At 44.8% G+C, this 15,858-nt stretch carries 14 protein-coding genes and 1 pseudogene; 1 reads left to right on the forward strand and 14 read right to left on the reverse strand.

Going from position 1 to position 15,858, the window contains the following annotated elements:
• The 9 genes from VK541_RS16980 to VK541_RS17020 all read right to left on the reverse strand — a co-directional run.
• On the reverse strand, positions 1-1,125 hold a 1,125-nt coding region (locus VK541_RS16980), incomplete at its 3' end, for a DUF5009 domain-containing protein (protein WP_324371529.1).
• Positions 1,107-1,871: a ThuA domain-containing protein gene (locus tag VK541_RS16985; RefSeq protein WP_324371530.1), complete on the reverse strand. Its 765-nt coding sequence runs from the start codon at positions 1,869-1,871 to the stop codon at positions 1,107-1,109. The genes VK541_RS16985 and VK541_RS16980, both read right to left, overlap by 19 nt.
• A gap of 15 nt (positions 1,872-1,886) precedes the next feature.
• The gene (locus VK541_RS16990; protein ID WP_324371531.1) at positions 1,887-2,510 is read right to left on the reverse strand and encodes a gluconate 2-dehydrogenase subunit 3 family protein; all 624 of its coding nucleotides are present in this window, start codon (positions 2,508-2,510) and stop codon (positions 1,887-1,889) included.
• Positions 2,511-2,525: 15 nt separating this feature from the next.
• On the reverse strand, positions 2,526-4,232 hold the full coding sequence (locus VK541_RS16995) for a GMC family oxidoreductase (protein ID WP_324371532.1): 1,707 nt from the start codon (positions 4,230-4,232) through the stop codon (positions 2,526-2,528).
• Positions 4,233-4,372: 140 nt separating this feature from the next.
• Complete coding sequence (locus tag VK541_RS17000) at positions 4,373-4,843, reverse strand: ubiquinol-cytochrome c reductase iron-sulfur subunit (protein ID WP_324371533.1); 471 nt, start codon at positions 4,841-4,843, stop codon at positions 4,373-4,375.
• 16 nt (positions 4,844-4,859) lie between these two features.
• A complete protein-coding gene (locus tag VK541_RS17005) occupies positions 4,860-5,807 on the reverse strand; it encodes a DUF5777 family beta-barrel protein (RefSeq protein ID WP_324371534.1) in 948 nt (315 codons plus the stop codon).
• A gap of 6 nt (positions 5,808-5,813) precedes the next feature.
• Positions 5,814-6,374 carry a YceI family protein gene (locus VK541_RS17010; protein ID WP_324371535.1) on the reverse strand — a complete coding sequence of 187 codons (561 nt, stop codon included), beginning with the start codon at positions 6,372-6,374 and terminating at the stop codon, positions 5,814-5,816.
• Positions 6,349-7,521 (reverse strand): hypothetical protein, encoded by a 1,173-nt coding sequence (locus VK541_RS17015; RefSeq protein WP_324371536.1) that lies wholly within the window; start codon positions 7,519-7,521, stop codon positions 6,349-6,351. Before VK541_RS17015 ends, VK541_RS17010 begins: the two co-directional genes overlap by 26 nt.
• A gap of 7 nt (positions 7,522-7,528) precedes the next feature.
• Positions 7,529-8,074 (reverse strand): RNA polymerase sigma factor, encoded by a 546-nt coding sequence (locus VK541_RS17020; protein WP_324371537.1) that lies wholly within the window; start codon positions 8,072-8,074, stop codon positions 7,529-7,531.
• A gap of 112 nt (positions 8,075-8,186) precedes the next feature.
• Here VK541_RS17020 and VK541_RS17025 point away from each other — a divergent pair, with 112 nt between their 5' ends.
• Positions 8,187-8,612, forward strand: a complete 426-nt coding sequence (locus VK541_RS17025) for a thioesterase family protein (protein ID WP_324371538.1) — start codon at positions 8,187-8,189, stop codon at positions 8,610-8,612.
• 50 nt (positions 8,613-8,662) lie between these two features.
• Here VK541_RS17025 and VK541_RS17030 read toward each other — a convergent pair whose 3' ends face one another.
• The 5 genes and pseudogenes from VK541_RS17030 to VK541_RS17050 all read right to left on the reverse strand — a co-directional run.
• Positions 8,663-8,839, reverse strand: coding sequence for a histone H1 (locus VK541_RS17030; RefSeq protein WP_324371540.1), 177 nt, complete (start codon positions 8,837-8,839; stop codon positions 8,663-8,665).
• Between the two features lie 102 nt (positions 8,840-8,941).
• Positions 8,942-10,039 carry a Gfo/Idh/MocA family oxidoreductase gene (locus VK541_RS17035; protein WP_324371541.1) on the reverse strand — a complete coding sequence of 366 codons (1,098 nt, stop codon included), beginning with the start codon at positions 10,037-10,039 and terminating at the stop codon, positions 8,942-8,944.
• Positions 10,040-10,048: 9 nt separating this feature from the next.
• Positions 10,049-11,503: a Gfo/Idh/MocA family oxidoreductase gene (locus VK541_RS17040; protein WP_324371542.1), complete on the reverse strand. Its 1,455-nt coding sequence runs from the start codon at positions 11,501-11,503 to the stop codon at positions 10,049-10,051.
• A 30-nt stretch (positions 11,504-11,533) separates the two neighbouring features.
• Entirely contained in the window at positions 11,534-15,001 is a 3,468-nt protein-coding gene (locus VK541_RS17045; protein ID WP_324371543.1) for a DUF1080 domain-containing protein, read from the reverse strand.
• Between the two features lie 50 nt (positions 15,002-15,051).
• Positions 15,052-15,858, reverse strand: a pseudogene (locus tag VK541_RS17050) (gfo/Idh/MocA family oxidoreductase); the annotation flags it as partial.

Consider the following 15,858-nt stretch of genomic DNA (forward strand, 5'->3'; position numbering starts at 1 on the left):
TGCAACGGCAAGCAATTGGTTTGCTTCCTGCTTGTAAAAAAAGATATCAAAACCCATTCCCCAGCGAATGAAATAGATTACATCAGGAGCAAGATAGGTGGTTAGGGAATTTTTGCCCGCTTCACCAAATAGGATTGCCCACCTGCTTTTGCCGTTGATGTCTATCAGAGAAAACAACAGCGCATATATCAGCATGCTGATCCCGTTGCACACCATTGCCCAGCTGGGTGTACCATATATTTTAGAAAGGATGAACCAGTTGCGCAGGAAGAAACCAATACAAAGGCAAACAATTCCAAGAATCATAATTGTCATTGCGATCTTTTTCAGACCCGGTTCCTTTTGGGTCAGAATAAGGCTCACTGTCAGGCCAGCCAATACGATTGAAGGAACATTTCCATCAAGGATAACGCCAAATACCGGATTGAGAAAATTAAGCCAGCCGGTTAAGCCCAATTGCGATAGGATATTTAATCCGATAAAGATTACCCATAAAAAAGCAATGGACCAGAGTTTCGAGTTTAGGAACAGGCAAGCTGTAGCCGCCACAAAGTAGCCCCATCCGATCAGGCCTAAAATACCCCACCATTCTATCCTGAGCCAGGAAGGATCACTAGCCTCCCCTGCCTTAAAAATAGCTGCCAGCGTGACTAAACCTGCAATTCCTAATATCTTTAGTCCGCCATACAGGTATTTTCGTGATGGATTTTGAGGATAAGTATTCCAGATGAGGAAAATACAGACATATAACAGTACTGCCCAAAGGTTGTTGTCTATTCCGCTGAGTTCCGAATTGATGCGACCGGAATTGAGCATAAGCACCCCAATGAGCAGTAGGCTCAGTGTTCTGATGACGATGTGACCGAAAATCTGGAGGGTTGGCTCTTCCTTCTTTCGGCGGGATGCAATTGCATAAGGGATAGACATCCCTACCATAAATAAAAACCCGGGGAAAACCCAGTCAGCCAGCCCCATACCATCTGCACTGGCTTCGGTATGCATGAGCCATTTGGGCACACCAGGCTCATAAAGGTCATTTACAAAGAGCATGAGGAATAAAGTTATTCCTCTCATGATGTCAATTGATAAAATCCGCTGGATATTTTTCATTTGCCAGCTGCCCATAGAATGGCATTGCCAAACATCATTTTAAACTCTTCAGACTTGAGCAGGTTAGCATGATGGCCCATTAGAAAATAAACATTGCGTGCCTTCATTTTTTCGTTGCTCCAGATGACCGGATGATCGCCCATTTTTATATTTGAAGGCGGATTGTAGCTGTTTTCATCAACATTTGCCAGCACTTTTACATTGGGTCTTGGATTTTTATCAAAGATGTACCATTCATCGTCAGGGATGGTAAATGAAGCCGGCAATCCCTTCATTACGGGATGCTTTTTGTCCTCGACATGAACCTGCCCGGAGGCCCGCTCCGCAATGTATGTTTTAAAACGGATGCCTCCCATAAAATTTGAAAACCAGGACCACATCGGGTATCCGTCAAACTCACCCAGTAAAGTGGCATGATGAAAACCTACCCAGCCGATCCGTCCTTCTTCAATATATTTTGTAAAAGCCGCCTGCGATTTTTCACTCCAAGTATAAGGAGGGAAATTTAGCTGGATGAAGACCTGGTAATTTGATAAATAAGTCTCATCAAAGTCTTTGGCATCATTGACCACCCTGATCTCAAAATTGTTTTTTTGAGCAAAGGTATTCAGCCATTCCAGTGCAGCTGCAACAAAGCCCTCGTGATTGCCTCCGCGTTCAGTAAGTACAAGAGCTTTGAACCTTGGTGATTTTTGAGCACTTTTTGCAATTGTGGCAAATACAGTAATCGCCAGCAAGACGGCGATCATTTTTCTATTCATACTTTTCATTTACGGTTACACATTCTCCATTCCGTACTGTTTTAAAACATCAGCGGGTACACCCTCCCATATGTTTGGTTGATTGCCCATATAACCGATGTCTTTGATCCCGATTTCAGTGGTAAAAAATCCTGAAGCGGTAAGATTGCGCATCAGGCTAAAGAAATTGACACCTGGCTGCATACCCGGCTTAATTTTCTGCGGATAAGCAATGTCTTCCACGATAGCGATTTGCTGATCGGCAGAAACCTCTTTAAATGATTTCCCAAAACGGTTCAGAGATTGAATATCCAGCCATTTCAACCCGCCCCGCATTGGTATCTGATGAGAAGGCATATCCTTGACTATAAATTCTATAAAATCAGGAACCTTAGCATCTGTGGCACTGCCCGATTTATCATCTTTTGGGATGATGATATCCGATAAAATGGCGATTGTAGTCATTTCGTGCTCGCTGAAGAATTTATAGGAATTTAATTTCTTATCACGCTCCGTTTCAAACGGCTGCCTTCCCGGCTTTACTTCTTCATCAACTTTGGCAACTGTTTCCGTTTCTTTACCTGGCTTGCACGCTTCAAGTACAATACCTGTACTTACAGCAGTTAAACCCAATACTCTTAATGATTCACGTCTGTTCATGTTTATTGATTTAGATCAGCTTAGATTTAATTTTTCTTTTTGCTGCAAAATGTATTCAGCAGTACGCATAGACAGTGCAAGAATGGTCCATGTCGCGTTTTTATCACCCTGCTGCACAAAAGGTCCCGCATCTACCACAAAAAGGTTTTTACAGTCATGAGCCTGGCACCACCTGTTAAGCGCAGATTTATCAGGGTCATCTCCCATCCTGACCGTGCCTACTTCATGTATGATCTTACCAGGAGCTTCCAGACCATAATTGCTTTCAGGTCCCGGTATATTTGATGTAATGACCGCACCCATGCCATGCATGATCTCCTGAAAGGTCTCCTGCATATGCTTTGCCTGCTTCACCTCTTCCGGCGCCCATTTATAGTTAAACCTAAGTACCGGTATTCCAAATTTATCCACTACGTTCGGGTCTATCTCGCAATAGTTGCTCTCCCTTGCTATAGCCGTGCCCCGTCCTGCCATACCAACACTGGTACCATACCAGTGCCTGTAGTCCTTCTTTAATGAAGCACCATATCCGCCTTTTCCATTCAGGTTTTCGATACCCCAGCCAAAACCATAACCAGGCATCCCCATTCCGCCGCCATACTCTATATGATAGCCTCTCGGGAAATCCAGTTTTTTATTATCAAGCCACCATGGAGAATAAATATGTACACTTCCTACACCGTCTTCATTGTATCTTTTGCGGTCTACCAGCTGAGGCAGATAACCGCCCAAACTTGCTCCTGTTGAATCGTGCAGGTATTTACCTACCACTCCTGAGTTGTTTGCCAGCCCGTTAGGGTGCGCCACAGACTTAGAATTGAGCAGCAAACGGGCTGACTCACAAGCACTGGCCCCAAGTATCACTATCTTTCCATTGACCTGATATTCCTGGAGATCTTTTGTATTTACATAAGAAATACCTGTGGCCTTTCCGGTTTTATCCGTAAGAACCTCCCTCACCATGGCGTTGGTGATGACCTTTAGATTTCCGGTATTAACAGCGGGGATCACCAGGCACGACGAAGCCGAAAAATCACCGTAGACTTTACAGGACCTGCCGCATTGTCCGCAATAAAAACATGGCGCCCGGTCCTTATTGCCTTTCAGTTCTTCAGTAAGCACAGAGCCCCTTCCCGCAATCACGTTAACACCTGCCTTTTTTGCGCCTTTTTTTATAAACAATTCATTGAGCCTGGGCTTTGGCGGTTTCATAAATATTCCATCCGGCTCACTTTCAATTCCCTCAACGGTACCATAGATACCAATCATACGGTCAATTTTGTCGTAAAAAGGTTTTAGCTCCTGGTATGTAATTGGCCAGTCCTCAGTAAGTCCGTCTTTTGGTTTAAAATCATCAGGGCCCATCCGCAAAGAGATCCTGCCCCAGTGGTTCGTCTTACCACCCAACATCCTGGAACGGAACCAGGAAAATTCCGAATTGTCCTTTTGGGTATAAGGTTCGCCATCCAGTTCCCATCCACCATACGCAGCGTCAAAATCACCAAAGTGACGGGTCGTACCTGCGCCTCTCCGGGGTGATTCCCAGGGCCACTTTAACTGTTGTGAATCCGTTCTTGGATCAAAATAGGAACCGGCTTCCAGCATTAAAACTTTAAGGCCCGCATTCGCCAGCACATAGCCTGCCATACCTCCGCCTGCGCCAGATCCTACAATTACTGCATCATACTCAGTGGCTGACTTCTTAATTTCAAACTCGCTCATTTGTGTATTTGGTTATTAATTACGCAGTAATATACAAAATGACCTTAAAATTCCATAATAATAACCCCATCTTCTGATAAATAAAAAGGACACCCCACATTAGGATGTCCTTTACGCATGATTAGGTTTGCCGGCTTAGTTTATGCAATTGTCGCAGTAAGTTTGCCTGCGTTTACCGCTGTACTATAAATTTTCAGGGCCCTGGTATTGCCTGTTGTCCCCTGAGGCTGCTGAAGAATTGTTCCTGAAGTAGAATACTGAGAAAAATGCAATTGGCACTCCACCCTGTTTGCAGCCTGTTTCCAAACCAGGTTTCCGGCCTGGTGCGGACAAACAGATTCGGTGGCTACAAATGAACCGGGTACATCGCCTGCGGCAATTCGAAAAAACAATACCCCGCTTACAGTTGCCTGATCGCCGATGGCTTTTAACTGAGTGGCGAGGTCTACAACAGCAGTGTTACCGCCGCCCCCTCCTCCGCCGCCTGGAGGAGGATTTGTTGGCGGTTTTTCAGGTCCGTCGCTGCCTTTTCCGCAGCCGGACATACATGAGCCGGTACATACCAGTGCCAGTCCCAATCCTAATGATTTGAGAAATTCGTCGCGTTCCATAGTTTTGATTTTTAGTTTAGTAAATCTTTGATTGCTTATCCGGGTCTTTGTTCTTTGATTTAAACAGTGTGAAATTTCTGGAAATGGTAAATCCAAAACGGACACCCCCTTTATTCCAGGACTTTTTAGTATTAGAAATAAAATTATTTTCCACTATATATTCTGAATTCATAAAATTCAGAGAGAAAATATGCCCGCCGGTCTCAATTTCCAAACCGACCCCAAGCGGATTATAATAGTCAGTGACAAGATCGCCAGGCCTCGAAAGACCATTTACCAGTGTATAGTCAGCGACGAACGAAAGCCGCTTGGTCAGTTTCATTCTGCCGGCAAAACCGAGAACAAACAAATTATTCGGGTCTTCAGGGTCTGAGGGGTTTTGTCTCAGCAAATAACCCGGCATGACCTCCAGTGATAGCCTGGAAGAGATCTTCCTGGAGATGATCCCCTGAAGATAATAAGAGAACCTGTCTGAATACTGAGCAAATTCACTTTCACTAAAAGGTTCACGGGCAACCCAGCCCATTTGAGCAAACACCGTAAGATTCACCGGCATTCCGCCATCACTTTTCTGCTTCAGCAATTTATATTTCCCGGAAAAATTATACATTTCATCCTGCTTGCTTCTTCCGACGGCTACTGTAAAATCATTGGTCACACCATAGTCCAGACCAATGAACAAGTCGGAGGCGACATCAAGTCCGTACAAAGTATGGGCGCTTCCAAATTTTCCGCCTATATCTCCAAAGTGGTGGCGGATCCGCAGATCAAGGTCATGTTTCTTTTGAGTTTCACTCGAATGGGATAAAACAACCCGTGTTGCTTTAAAAACAGCATCCACCGGCGGTGCTGCTGTGTTGCTGTTCAGGGTCTTCATAAGTGAATCCGCTTCCTGGGCATTGACACTCTTTAAACCAAGTGTCAGAAACGAAAATGTGATGAGCAAAAATTTGATCTTATTCATGATGAGTTATTTTACTTGATTAAACTGTCCGTTTAGTTTTATACTGATGGATTCGGCTATCTTGGCAAATACCAGTTTTGGGATATCAATGTTATGATCCACACAGGCGACCTTAAATTGGCTTTCTACAGTAATCACTCCATTCCTTACAGCAATCTTACAAGGTATGGTCCGCTGCTTGTCCACACCATGCAATGAAAGCACTCCAGTCACATTCACATTATAATCTCCATCTTTAGTAAGATCTGCCGACTGATCTATCAGCCCTTTAAACTTAGCCAGAGGATATTTATCACTTTCTATATAGTTTTCATTAAAATGCTCCTGCATCAATTTCCTGTCAAAATCGAGCGTTTTAACAGCAAGCTGCACCACTACTTCCCTTGTTTTTGCAACAATTACCGCCGTCCCCTTATCACTAACTGCTTTAATGTCTTCCAATGGCGTTGAAGAAAACATTCCTATCCTCACATTTTTGCTCACAAAGCTCTGGGCGCCTGCCTCAGTACAGAGCAGAACAAAACCCAGCAGACAGCACACTCTAATTATTTTTTTTGTCCAGGTCATAACGTAGTTTTAATGATATCCCGCTCGATTTCAGGTTAATGTTACCTTCTCCAACACCAGATAACGGTATCTTCATAAATGGCTCAAGCCCTATTTTTAAATTGTTATTCTTTAATTTTATAAAATAAGTAGCCGACAGATCGACCACACTCAAGAGGTGCTGGTTGGCATTGGTTTTTTGCAGCGTCCTTTCTGCTTCCGACCCGTATTGATTGTCGTATTTAAAAACATAATCTTCTTTTAGCATCAGATAGCTGGAAATGCCTGCATTTAGATTTATACTTCTACGGGCATTGTCTGCAACCCTATATGAAGCCGCAAGTGGGATTTCCAGCACATTACATGTGGCATCCAGCCCTGTTAAATTATTTTTCAGCCATGCCGCATTCGTGTTTGGAAAACTATACCTGATACCTCCGGCGCCGCTGTATTTTTTGATGCTGTACCGTACCCCGGTCTGCAGGTCTAACTTCTTAGAAATTCCAAAACCAAGAGTTAAACCTGCATTAAACCCGGGGTCACCCCCCACTACCGAACTCGCCGAATTAAATTCAGGCCCTGCGCTTATAGCCAAACTCAACGGCAAGTTTCTCTTAACTTTCAACCGCTGTTTATCAGCTGATCCGCTATTTGAAACCGGAGTTGGTTTCTTAATCATTGCTGGCCTCATACGCTGATCCATGTCGGTCATTGTCAAGCCGTTCAGGTCAAGCTGATCAATAGCTAGCGGATTGATCAGGACAGAACCTGACAATTGTTTGTTAAATTCCTTGCCAGCCATGTCCTCGGCCGACACTCCCATATCAGGATTGTAATTCAATTTTGCTACCGGCTGATTTTGGATCACAACCGGAGTAATTGTATCCGCCAGCTTTTCATCCGCAGGTGCTGTTTTATTCACCTGCTCTTTTTTCTTATTTGATACCTGATCAATACGTTTATCAGGCATCTTTTCAAAAGAATAATAACCCCATACCCCGGCCAGCAATGCAAGCAACACCAAAGCAGACTTTCTGAAAAACACGATCCGGTCCCTGCGTTTAAGTTTTCGCTCCATCTTATCCCATGCCGCTTCCTCAAACTGGGGATCAGCATCGAATACCTTTTTCCTAAAGGTGGCATCAAACTCGTTGTCGTTTAATTCCATGAGTCTATTAATTTTCTATTAAATGTGTGTCCTTTAACATTCTTTTCAATTGCTCTCTCGCTTTAAATAAATTCGATTTTGAAGTACCAATAGAAATTGAAAGCATATTTGCTATCTCCTCATGCGAGTAACCATCAATGGCGAACAGGTTAAATACTGTCCTGTAGGCCACAGAAAGCTTCTGCACAAGTCTGATCAGATCCTCATAATGAATTTTTGAAAGAATACTTTCCCTGTCCTCCATTTCGTGTTTTGCATTCAATTCTTCCATTTCAATACGTTTTATTTGCTTTCTATAATGATCAATAGACGAATTGATCATGATCGTGCTGAGCCATGCCTTAAACGGTTTATCCGGATCATATTTATGGATATTTATAAACACCTTCATAAAACCATCGTTCACGAGTTCTAAAGCTTCATCCTTGTCTTTTGCGTAGCGGATACACATCCTCATAGAATAGCTGTAAAAGATCTGATAAAGCCCTTTCTGGCTCTTTCTGTCCTTTTTCCTACAGCCGTTAATTAAATCCTGAATAAGTAATTCGTCCACGTAAATAGTTTAATTCATCTATACTTACAGTTACGAGCCTTTTTTTGATAAGGTTGCCTGATCATAAAATAAAATATACGAATTTTACATCACAATTAATCACTCGCCCAAAATGAAGAACCTAAGCTTAAGATGGTCAGATCTGGATCCTAATTTTCACCTCCGGCACAGCAGCTACTATGACCTTGCTGCACAGGAAAGAATTGATATCTTACATCAATATGGCATCACTATAGAACTGATGAAAGCAGAAAATGTCGGTCCGGTTCTTTTCAAAGAACAATGTGAATTCAAAAGAGAGATCCATCTTAACTCCAGAATCCATATTGTCACTAAACTACTTAAAATGAAAAGAGACGCTTCCTTCTGGGTTATCCAGCATGAATTTCTTTCAGAAGAGGATAAGCTTCATGCGCTGATCAAAGTGGAGGGCAGCTGGATTGACACGGTTAAAAGAAAGTTGGCCAGACCTGCCCCCGAGGCAATTCAGTCAGGACTGGAAAGATTTCCAAAGACCGAAGATTTTGAGTACCTATAAAAAAAGCTCCCGATTCTCATCGGGAGCTTTTCTATATAATTCAAGGAAGATTACTTCGTATTCTTTTTGTCTGTAACTTCAGTACGGATCTCCTGAGCAAGTCCTTTTAGATCTTGCATTGCTTTACGTACCCTGGTACCTGCAGCACCATTACCTGAATTATAAAATTTGTCTGCATCTGCTTCTACACCAGCAATAAGAGCTTTTAGTTTTGAAAATTTTTCCATGTTTTTCTTCGTTTAAGATTTTAAATTTATTAGATATAACGGTTTAAAGTTAATAATTATTGGATTTGCTCCAAATGAATATTATACAATCTGAGTAAAAACTCAGGTATTGTTGATATTTAGTTTGATCATTTGCCCATTTTTCACCGATTCGTCGCAGGCAAAGGCTATTTTCAGACTGTTTAGCGCATCTTCTGTCGGTTCAGCAAGATCAATATTTTCCCTGATCGCCTTCAAAAAATAACGCTGTTCACGGTTGCACAACTCCTGATGACCGGGCTCATCAGTCAGATCTATCCATTGGTCGGCCCGGCTGAATTCATCATCAGCATCCAGATCAGCATAATGCACTTTTATAGACTCAGTCTTCGTATGCGCATCTATATTGTCAGAATTCCCGACAGCCCCTGCTTTTTTTGCAGTAATAGACACAGAACCTTTAGGCCCGAAAACATCTTTAATGAAAAAAGCATTGTCACTGACCATAGGCCCCCAGCCTGCCTCATACCAGCCTACAGAACCATCTTCAAAGCGGATCTGCAGCTGACCATAGTTGTAATTCCATTCCGGGATATCATCCGTCAGCCTCGCCCCGATCGCACTTACCTGCACAGGCCTCGAACGGGTCATCTGGCACATGATGTCAATATAATGTACCGCACAATCCACTATCGGGCTCAGGCTCTTCATCAGATTGCGATGTACCGTCCATTTGGGGCCATGACTTTGCTGATTTAAGTTCATCCGCATCACCAAAGGCTTACCCATTTCCCGGGCCAGCTCAGTAAATTTCTCCCAGGAAGGATGATACCTGAGGATATAGCCTACAAGGAGTTTCTTACCTGCTTTTTTAGCGGCCTCCGCTACCCTTTCAGCGCCCTCAACGGTATCTGCCAATGGCTTTTCAATAAATACGTGACAGCCGCTTTCAAATGATTTTACAGCATATGCCTCGTGCGTATCCGGATAAGTAGATATGCAGACCGCATCAGGTTTGGTAGTTTCCAGGGCTTCGTAGAAATCGGTATACAAGGCGTACCCGCCGCCGAGTTTCCCGTTGAGCACTTCCTTACTCTTGCCGGTCGAGACCAGCCCGCAGATTTCAAAACCCTCCAAAGTATGGTAAGCAGTAGCATGGGCCGCGCCCATATTCCCGCAGCCGACCACCAATACCCTTAAATTTCTGTTTTCTGTTGACATAGGTCCTGTTTAAACTCCCAGACTCCAACCCTGACGGTATTCCCGTTTCACAAACTGGTTCACATCGTCAAAATTGGTCACTTTCATATTCACCTTATCCCAGAGCATCTTCATATCCCGGCCAGGATAACTGATATTTCCTGCAGCGTTCTTACGCTGTACATCAGTTCCTCTTATGGCAAGGTTAGCGATCAGCAAGGTCTCCGTAAGCGGGCCCGCAATCTCAAAAGGAGAACTCAGCTGCATCTTTCCGTATCCGGCAATGGCCGCTTCCGCAAACTGTGTATAATGGCCTGCTTCCTGACCTGGCACACGTGATATACTGATCTTGGTTTTATCGGATTCATTTTTTGACAAAGGCAATAGTTTTGGGTTTTTGCCATAAGTTTCACAGATCATTTTTCCTTTAGTGCCAATAAACAGTACGCCATTGTCACCAAACCTTTCATTCGGGCCCAGCTCCTCCGGACGCTCCGGCTTAATGCCGCCATCCATCCAGTGAACCTGTATGTCATTCTTTTTCTTATCCGTCTTGTTAAAAGTCATGATCACATGACTCGAAGGCGGGCAGCTTTCCGGGAAATAACCCCGTTTAAACTCATCCACATATACAGTGCCCACACTGCATTCCACACTGATGGGTGTATCCAGCCCCAATACCCTGAACGGCGGTTCTACCAAATGGCAGCCCATATCGCCTATTGCGCCGGTACCATAATCCCACCATCCGCGCCAGTTGAACGGCACCATATGGTCAATGTATTCTTTATATGGCGCACTGCCCAGCCACAAATCCCAGTCCAGCTCTTTGGGCGCCTCTGCCTTTGCCGCCGGCCAGGCAATTCCCTGCGGCCAAACAGGCCTGTCTGTCCAGCAATAAACCGTATGCACTTTTCCTATCCTTCCGGCATCGTACCACTCCTGCAACCTTCTCACGCCATCACCCGAAGCACCCTGGTTGCCCATCTGTGTCACTACCTGGTACCGCTTCGCAGCCTCAGTCAACATACGTGCCTCATAAATATCGTGTGTCAGAGGTTTCTGTACATAAACGTGTTTACCCAGCTGCATGGCAGCCATGGCAATCTGCGCATGAGTATGGTCCGGTGTCGATACCGTTACTGCGTCAATATTTTTCCCTTCTTTGTCCAGCAACTCACGATAGTCTTTATAATACTTTGCTTTAGGGAAATTTCTTCTCGAATTTGCTGCCCTTCTGTCGTCCACATCGCATAAGAAAGCGACGTCTGTTTTACCCCCCTTAACAATGTCGGCAATGTCACTCTCTCCCTTTCCGCCCGCACCAATGCCGGCCAGCTGCAGCCGGTCACTTGGTGCTAAAAATCCTTTTCCTCCCAATACATGACGCGGCACGATCATAAATCCCGCCGCTACAAGGGCAGTTGTTTTAATAAAGTTTCTTCTCGAATTTTCAGTTGTTGAATGTGCTTTATCTTCAGTCATAATTTAACCTGTTATTTTGCTCGTTTAATGTTACTTCTTCTTAGCCACAGCTTTCTTGCCTGCCGGCGCTTTCGCACCTGCAACCTTCGCACTTACGCTTTTCTTACTTAAATCCTTAATTCTGATGTTCCGGAACTGAAGCGGTGAACCATGACCAAGGAAACCAATGTGTCCGCTATCTCTTGACAATCCCGGATGGTTTTTCCCATCAGGAGCACCGTTTTTCCGGAATGGAGTAAGGTCACCATCCAAAATCACCGTTCCGTTCAAAATCACTTTGATCTTAGGTCCGTTTGCAATCACCTCCTGATAATTCCACTCACCAACAGGCTTTAAGAAGCCTCTTTTAGCAGGAATGGTACCATAAACAGAACCATGGTACTGATAAACATGCAGATCTTTATAGATTGGCGCATCATTGTCCAGGATCTGCAGTTCCATACCGGTATAAGCCGCATCGCCTTCCAAAGGTGCCCTGATGCCCAGACCATTATTAGCGCCCGGAGTTAGCTGAAATTCAAAACGGTAAATGAAATCGCTGAATTCCTCTTTAGTAAATAAGTTACCGCCCGATCCTTTGCCCGGTTTCGGCCTGATCGCGATGTTACCATCCTCAATCACATAATCAGTAGTATTACCGGTCCAGCTGTGCATATTGGTACCATCAAACAAGACTTTATAACCTTCTTTCTTCTCTTCAGCGCTCAGCTCAAAAGGTTTCGGACGCGGGATCTCCCTGATGAAAATATCGCGGTAAGCCACTGGTGAACCATGCGCCTGCAATTCAATCTGCTCTTCCGCAAAGATCGGCAGGTTCCTGTCCCAATAGTTTTCCAGGATCACGTTGTCAGTTACCAATACTCCGTTCAGCCACACCGTAACACGGTCACCATTCATCAAAATCCTGAAAGTGTTCCACTCATCCAATTTGTTGTCAGCTACAACCAAGGGTTTGCTCGGATTAGACTGATTGTTGTACAAACCGCCAGAACCTACCTGTGCGCCCACTTTTGTACGTGCAAGATCCCAGATCTGTACCTGCGGAGTACCACGCAGGTAAATACCGGCATCACCCTCTCCTTTTTTATCATCAATAATCTTCCAGTCTACCAGCATCTCAAAATCGCCATACTTCTTCACCGTAGCCAGGTTATCCCCATGGCTTTGAAACTGCAGTTCGCCGTTTACCACCTTCCAGCTATCCTTAGCAGCCTCGTCAGCCTTTACCTGAGCCTCGGCCAGTGTTTTAGCGTCCATTTTAGACCGTTTGATCGGATCAGCCACAAGGCCTTTCCAGCCCGTTAAATCTTTACCGTTAAACACCTGTACAAAGCCTTCGCCCGCTTTCATTCCGGAAATGTACTTACGCATTCCCTCTTTCTGATAACCCGCGTCACCACCAGTGATCACTGCAATGGTCTTATTTAGTAAACCTTTCACAAGGTCGCCATTGTACTCACCAGCCATTGTAATGTTCATGACCGCATTGGCAGCAGCCTGCTGCAATGCAGGATTATCCAGGTACTGACCTGCAAACACAATTGCATTAAAGCATCTGGCTTGCTCTGCATCTTTAAGTATCAGCTGTTGTTGTGCCGGAGTTTTCGCCACAGCCATTGCATTACGCAGCAATAACAATCTTTCCTCAGCAGCATAATCCGCCTTTCTCACCAAACGCAGATAACCAGTAATCGCCTGATTTAAAAAGTCAGCATTATTAGTAGTCCGTGCTATTTTGATCAGTTCATCAGCTGAACCCGCATCCGCCCATGAGGACAATGCATCGAGTGCAGCTTTCTTGGTCGCGTCATTACCAGAATTAAAAGCTGCAGAAACAGCATCCAGCGATTTTTTACCACCAATGCTGGCCAACACCTTATAATACAGCAGTTTTTTATCCTCTGCAGATTTATCCATCTCAGCCATCACTTCAGCCGTTTTAGCATCAGCATCCGTACCACTTTCATATACCGCAACGATCGCTGCCTGTACATCACTCAATTCACCAGGATCTGTGGTTTCATTCAATAATTTGAACAGTTCAGCCTTATTTCCCGAGGTATAAATATGTTTTAAAGAAGCAAAAGCAGCCTTTCTGACCTCTGGTTTTTTACTGGTCAGAGAAGCAGAGATGATACCCAGCTGATCACTCGCAGCACGCGCCGCCAAAACATTGATCAGCGCAACCTGTACCTCAGCTTTTGCCTTTGGAATATTAGGAGCGACCGTTGCAGGGACATTATTACCCTTCATTCTCAGTAAAGTACCAGACACAGCAGCAATATTAGCGCTATCCTTGCCCATCACCTTTATCATTGGATCAATTGCAGCGTCACCGCCAGTCTTTGCCGCAGCAGAAAACGCCGCTGCCCTCACTGCCGCATCCTTATTCTTGAACAACTTCAGAAAAGCAGGATAAGCAGATTTTACATTGCTCAGCATATCAATGATCAAAACTTGCGTAGGCGCGTCGGCTTTCTTTAGTTTCTTCACCCATTCTGCACTATTGGCATCATTCAAACCTGCAGCAGCAAACCTAACCGCCGCTGCGCGGAACTCAAACTGTTGATCGCCCATGGCATCCAGCAAAACCTGCTGACCGGACTGAGTTTCAGAAAGCAGCTTCAATGCAGCGATGCGCTGATCCACCTGATCATCCGCAGTTGCTTTTTCTGAAATAGCCTTCGCAATCTTCTCTACACCCGTTTTATCACTGGCTACCCTTTTCTCGGCATATACCAGCAAAGCAGCCACCGCATTGGTCTGGTCATATTTATAACCAGCCTGCTCCGCAGCTTTAACCAGCACATCAGCAGAAGAAGCATCAGCAATATGCGCCAGCGCATACAATCCCGCTTTTGCCAGATCCTTATCAGAACCCGCAGCCAAAGGCGCAATCGCATCCGCAGCAACCTTAGAACTGGTATGTCCCAAAGCCTCCACCACAGCAAACTTAGCCTTGCCATTTGCCTTGCCCAAACCATTCACCAATGCAGACACAGCCGCAGGAGAACCGATTTTAGCCAAAGCCCTCGAAGCCTCATCCGCCAGCTGCTCATCAGTTAAATAAACTTCCAGACCAGACACCGCAGCATCATTACCCGCCAGGTCAAACTGACTGATGATGAACGCTTTATTTTGTTTATCCGACACCTTTTCCAGTGCTTTAGTATAAGCGCCAACCGCCATACTTCTCAATGACTCCCGGCCGCTTTTCGTAGCGTATGCAGTAAAACCACCCACAGCATACTCTATCAAAGCATTATTGCCCTTGCCAGGCGCAGTCAGTCCGCTGATCAATGTCACATAACCCTCCTCACCAAGATCAGCCACCTCCTTCATATTCCGCTCCAGCTGAGCAGCATCCTTTGCCGGCAGCTGCGCCAGCAAATCCGCAATACGCGTAGTCGTAGTTCTTTCGTCTTTTTTATCCTGGGAAAAAGCCGCATCAGTAAATGATACAATCGCCAGCAGGACAAATAATAATCTCTTTATCATGATTTATAATCTAATAGTTTTTATAGAATGAAAACAGGTCTTCCCGATAATTAAATAGAAAAAGGTGCACGCATTACCGGATTGAGCAGCCTGTTTGCCGCCTCATCATCTACGAACTCCTGTTTCACAGGATCAAACTTCAGCGACCTGCCCAATCTCAGCGCAGCGAGACCAATGTTTACGATATTACACGAGCGGTGCCCGTTCTCTTCATTCAAGGCAAACTTCTTCCTCGTTCTCACCGACTCAGAAAATTCTACAATCTCAGGAGCAGGATCAGGGAATTGTGCCAGTTTACGTTCCAGATCAGGAATATCAGACTTAAATCCAGGATACAGCTTGCCCTTAGGCCCTTCTATATAAGGAACATTGGTATCTTTTCCTTCACCATCTAATATAATCTGACAGCCATCAGCATACGTATAAGTAATCCTGCGCCATACGCCAACCGCATCCGTATGCTGCTGAGGTGCATCTATTTCCACAGAAATTGGATTGGTATCATCCTTACCCAAAAAGTATTGAATAGGATCGATATAATGCTGTCCCATATCACTCAGACCGCCACCGTCATAATCCCAGTACCCTCTGAAGGTCTGGTGAACACGATGCGCGTTATAAGGTTTATAGGGCGCTGGGCCAAGCCATGAATTGTAATCCAGCTCGGGCGGTACCGGCTGAGGCTCCAGGTTGTCCTTACCCACCCAATAAAACTTCCAGTCGTAACCGGTATGCTTGCCCACAGTCACCTTCAAAGGCCAGCCCAACAAACCACTGTCTACCAGTTTCTTGACCGGCTTCACTGTAGTACCCATACCATAAAAAGTATCTTTAAACCTAAACCAGGTATTTAATCT

Source organism: Pedobacter sp. (assembly GCF_035317785.1).
GTDB lineage: Bacteria > Bacteroidota > Bacteroidia > Sphingobacteriales > Sphingobacteriaceae > Pedobacter.

Coding starts and splice junctions, on each gene's coding strand:
- VK541_RS17005 (WP_324371534.1), bottom strand. CDS start 5,807: ATGAATAAGATCAAATTTTTGCTCATCACATTTTCGTTTCTGACACTT.
- VK541_RS17000 (WP_324371533.1), bottom strand. CDS start 4,843: ATGGAACGCGACGAATTTCTCAAATCATTAGGATTGGGACTGGCACTG.
- VK541_RS17040 (WP_324371542.1), bottom strand. CDS start 11,503: ATGACTGAAGATAAAGCACATTCAACAACTGAAAATTCGAGAAGAAAC.
- VK541_RS16985 (WP_324371530.1), bottom strand. CDS start 1,871: ATGAATAGAAAAATGATCGCCGTCTTGCTGGCGATTACTGTATTTGCC.
- VK541_RS16995 (WP_324371532.1), bottom strand. CDS start 4,232: ATGAGCGAGTTTGAAATTAAGAAGTCAGCCACTGAGTATGATGCAGTA.
- VK541_RS17035 (WP_324371541.1), bottom strand. CDS start 10,039: ATGTCAACAGAAAACAGAAATTTAAGGGTATTGGTGGTCGGCTGCGGG.
- VK541_RS17010 (WP_324371535.1), bottom strand. CDS start 6,374: ATGACCTGGACAAAAAAAATAATTAGAGTGTGCTGTCTGCTGGGTTTT.
- VK541_RS16990 (WP_324371531.1), bottom strand. CDS start 2,510: ATGAACAGACGTGAATCATTAAGAGTATTGGGTTTAACTGCTGTAAGT.
- VK541_RS17045 (WP_324371543.1), bottom strand. CDS start 15,001: ATGATAAAGAGATTATTATTTGTCCTGCTGGCGATTGTATCATTTACT.
- VK541_RS17030 (WP_324371540.1), bottom strand. CDS start 8,839: ATGGAAAAATTTTCAAAACTAAAAGCTCTTATTGCTGGTGTAGAAGCA.
- VK541_RS17025 (WP_324371538.1), top strand. CDS start 8,187: ATGAAGAACCTAAGCTTAAGATGGTCAGATCTGGATCCTAATTTTCAC.
- VK541_RS17015 (WP_324371536.1), bottom strand. CDS start 7,521: ATGGAATTAAACGACAACGAGTTTGATGCCACCTTTAGGAAAAAGGTA.